Below are 3,754 nucleotides of genomic sequence, written 5' to 3'. Positions count from 1 at the left end.
GGCCCGCCGAGCCGAGGGGCCGCCGCGCGTCGTCGTTCACCCGAACGGAGATGTCGTATGACCCGGATGACCGATCGTGAAGAGATCGTCGAGCTGACGGTGCGTTATGCGACCGCCATCGACAGTTGCCAATATTCGTTGTTGACAAAGGTCTTCACCGACGACGCTCGCGTGGACTACGGCGAGATCGGCCAGTGGACCGGAGGCGCAGAGGTGGCGGCGTTCATGGAGGCTGCGCACGTCGCGGCCACTCACACGATGCACCGGATGACCAACCAGGCCGTCGACATCGACGGAGACGCAGCGACGGTGCGGACCTACGTCGACGCCCTCATCCTGTTCGAGGGCGGCGGTGTCAACCCCATCGGCTACTACGACGATCACGTCGTGCGCACCGCCGACGGCTGGCGAATCGCCCGCCGCACATACACCTCCGTTCGACTGGTGGCGGTGCCGGCCTGATGACCGCCGACTTCGTGACCAAGTACGGGCCGTGGGCGATCGTCGTCGGTGCGTCCGACGGCGTCGGGGCGCTGTTCGCCGAGCGACTCGCACGCGAAGGGGTGGACGTGGTGCTCGTCGCCCGTCGCCAGCACGTGCTCGACGAGGTGGCCGAGGGCATTCGCGAGCGCACCGGTGCCCGGACGCGAACGCTCGCCATCGATCTGACCCACGCCGATGCGTCGCAAACCATCATCGATGCCACGGCGGACATCGAGGTCGGCACGCTGGTCTACTGCGCCGGCGGCGATCCCAATTACGAACCCTTCCTTGCCACTCCGATATCGGCGGCCGAAGCACTCCTGCAGCGCAATTGCCTGGTGATGATGCGGCTGTGTCATCACTTCGCCGGCCCCATGGTGGAGCGGGGACGAGGTGGAATCGTGAACTTCACGTCAGGCGCCGCGCTGGCCGGTGGCCGGAACATCGTCGTCTACGGTGGCACGAAAGCCTTCGACATGGTGTTCACCGAAGGCTTGTGGGTGGAGTTGCACGACAAGGGCGTGGATGTGCTCGGCCTAGTCCTCGGCATGACCGACACGCCCGCGTTGCGAAAGTTGGAGTTCGAGCGCGGACGTCTCGCATCGCTCGACGAGGTCCCCGCGGGTGCGGTCACGCCCGAGAGCGTGGTGGACGAGGCGTTCGCCAACCTCGGCAACGGACCCACGATCGCCACGGCAGATGACGTCCGCATGGGTCTCGAACTGTTCAAGTCCATGTCGCGCAACGACGTGGTGCGGCTGATCATGCAGGTAAGTGCCGACACCATGGGCACCGACGCGCCGCGGGGTGGATAGGCGCGATGTTCACCCTGCGATTCGACATGCGTGCGCCGTCGATCGGTGCACCGCCGACCGAGCTGTACGCGGCGGCATGCGAGATGTCGGCCTGGGCGGAGACCCGCGGCTGTGTCGCGGTGGTGCTGTGCGAACACCACTGCGCCGACGACGGTTATCTCCCGTCGCCGCTGCTGATGGGCGCGGCGATCGCAGCGCGCACCGAACAGCTGATGCTCAACCTGACGATCCTCCTGCCCTTCTACGACGTGGCCCGACTGGCGGAGGACATCTGCGTGCTCGACCACATCAGTGCGGGCCGGGCCACGTATGTGTTCGGGATCGGCTACCGCGCTGAGGAGTTCGGCCACTTCGGGTTGTCCATGTCCGATCGTGGTCGCATCGCCGACGAGAAGCTCGGGGTGCTGCGCCGACTGTTGGCCGGAGAGGAGGTCGAACACGGCGGCAGGCGGATGAAGGTGACGCCGCGTCCTCGGACGCCGGAAGGGCTCATGCTGAATTGGGGCGGTTCGAGCCTCGCCGCGGCCAGGCGTGCGGGACGCAACGGGCTGGGCCTGCTCGCCAACGGCGGGGTGCCGGGTATGCAGGAGGCGTACGAAAAGGCGTGCCGCGACAACGGTTTCGAACCCGGCTTCGTGCTCATCCCCGAACGGGACGTTGTGGCGAACCTTTTCGTGGCCGAGGATGTCGACGCGGCATGGGAAGAGATCGGCAAGTATCTGCTCCACGATGCGATGACCTATTCGGAGTGGAACCCGGACAATCAGGTGTCGGCCAACATGAGCACCGCGAGGACCGTCGACGACCTCCGCCGCACGTCGGCGTCCCACGTGATCCTCTCGGTCGAGGAGGCGAGACAGCGCCTCGCGGGTGGAGAGATGTTCAACCTCTCACCGTTGTGCGGCGGGATGCCGCCGGATATCGCATGGCGGTATCTGAAGAGGTTCGCCGAACTGGAGTAGCGCGTCGGCTGTGGCCGACCTCGCGTCGGATGGTGACCTTCGCCTCCCGGATTTGACTGGGTCGTGAGGCGAAAACTTGTCGGTGGTCGAATGTATGTGGCGCTCCTAGTGTTCTAGTGGGCGCGTTTCTGCTGTTCAGCGGTTTTTTCGGTTGGTGTGGTGAGGGTTTCGGCGTGTCAGCGCCGAGATGAAGGACGCGCACGTGGTCGAGCTCTAGGTTTCGGGGTTACCACACCAACCTCAACCGCGAGGACGACCCACGTGCGCGTCAGTACTGCATTTAACCGTCTGTTGGCGATTCCGGGGGCATCGGTGACCGATGTCGTCATCGGTGAACGTGATGTCGAAGTCACACTGCGCCCTACTGCCCGTCTGTTGACCTGCCCGTGCGGCAAACGCCAGCCCAGCGTCTATGACCGCCGTCGCCGACGCTGGCGCCACCTCGATCTCGGGATCAAACGATTATGGCTGGTCTATGACATCCGCCGCCTGAAGTGCCCGGACTGCGGGGTCATCACCGAAGCGGTGCCCTGGGCGCGGCCCGGAGCCCGGTTCACCCGCGACTTCGAAGACATGGTGCTGTGGTTGGCCCAACGCAGCGACCGCACCACCGTCTCGACACTGATGCGCTGCGCCTGGGAATCGGTCACCGCGATCATCAACCGCGGCGTCGCCGAACTGCTCGACAAGCGGCGCCTGCAGACGCTCTATCGGATCGGGGTCGATGAGATCTGCTACCGACACCCGCACCGCTACCTGACCATCATCGGCGACCACGATACCGGCACCGTCGTCAACATCCGACCCGGCCGCAGCGAGCAATCCTTGACTGATTTCTATGCAGCTCAACCCGATTCGATGCTCAAGCAGATCCAAGCCGTCAGCATGGACGTCAGCAAGCCCTATATCGGCGCCACTCGCTCGAAGGTGCCCGAGGCGATCATCTGTTTTGACGGCTTCCACATCATGCGATGGATCAACCGCGCCCTCGACGCCGTCTTCTCCGAGGCCGCAGCCGGCCCCGACAAAGTCCACATGTCCTCAGCACAATGGCGCACCACCCGATGGGCACTACGCACCGGCGAGAACAAACTCACCGACAACAAGCGCGAACTGGTCAACCAGATCGCCAAACGAAATCGACGAGTCGGACGGGCATGGGCGCTCAAAGAACAGGCCCGCGATCTCTACCGCCACGACCACCAACCCGGCGTCGCCCGTGCACTGCTCAAGGCCTGGATCACCGCCGCCAAACGCTGCCGGATCCCCGCGTTCGTCGCGCTCGGCAAACGACTCGCGGTCTACTTCGACGGCATCCTGGCCGCCATCGAACTCGGCATCTCCAACGCCCTCGCCGAAAGCATCAACGCCAAGATCCGCCTCATCAACGCACGCGGCTACGGCCACCACTCCGCCGAAACACTCACCTCGATGATCTACCTCTGCCTCGGCGGACTGCAGGCCAAACTACCCACAAGAACCTGAGTAGCCGCA

The 3,754-nt window shown here is 64.7% G+C and carries 4 protein-coding genes; all 4 read left to right on the top strand.

The annotated features are described in order from the left end of the window. Positions 1-57 precede the first annotated feature (57 nt). The 4 genes from VIQ49_RS15840 (at position 58) to VIQ49_RS15825 (ending at position 3,745) form a co-directional block, all read left to right on the top strand. Positions 58-462: a nuclear transport factor 2 family protein gene (locus VIQ49_RS15840; protein ID WP_331886275.1), complete on the top strand. Its 405-nt coding sequence runs from the start codon at positions 58-60 to the stop codon at positions 460-462. Continuing rightward, on the top strand, positions 462-1,298 hold the full coding sequence (locus VIQ49_RS15835) for an SDR family NAD(P)-dependent oxidoreductase (protein ID WP_331886273.1): 837 nt from the start codon (positions 462-464) through the stop codon (positions 1,296-1,298). Before VIQ49_RS15840 ends, VIQ49_RS15835 begins: the two co-directional genes overlap by 1 nt. Before the next feature lie 5 nt (positions 1,299-1,303). Beyond that, positions 1,304-2,260: an LLM class flavin-dependent oxidoreductase gene (locus VIQ49_RS15830; protein WP_331886271.1), complete on the top strand. Its 957-nt coding sequence runs from the start codon at positions 1,304-1,306 to the stop codon at positions 2,258-2,260. A gap of 261 nt (positions 2,261-2,521) precedes the next feature. Continuing rightward, complete coding sequence (locus tag VIQ49_RS15825) at positions 2,522-3,745, top strand: ISL3 family transposase (RefSeq protein ID WP_331886269.1); 1,224 nt, start codon at positions 2,522-2,524, stop codon at positions 3,743-3,745. The last annotated feature ends 9 nt before the right edge of the window (positions 3,746-3,754 follow it).

It is taken from the genome of Williamsia sp. (assembly GCF_036566845.1).
Taxonomy (GTDB): Bacteria; Actinomycetota; Actinomycetes; order Mycobacteriales; family Mycobacteriaceae; genus Williamsia.
This window is presented reverse-complemented; position numbering and strand designations above follow the sequence as displayed.

Coding starts and splice junctions, on each gene's coding strand:
- VIQ49_RS15840 (WP_331886275.1), top strand. CDS start 58: ATGACCCGGATGACCGATCGTGAAGAGATCGTCGAGCTGACGGTGCGT.
- VIQ49_RS15835 (WP_331886273.1), top strand. CDS start 462: ATGACCGCCGACTTCGTGACCAAGTACGGGCCGTGGGCGATCGTCGTC.
- VIQ49_RS15830 (WP_331886271.1), top strand. CDS start 1,304: ATGTTCACCCTGCGATTCGACATGCGTGCGCCGTCGATCGGTGCACCG.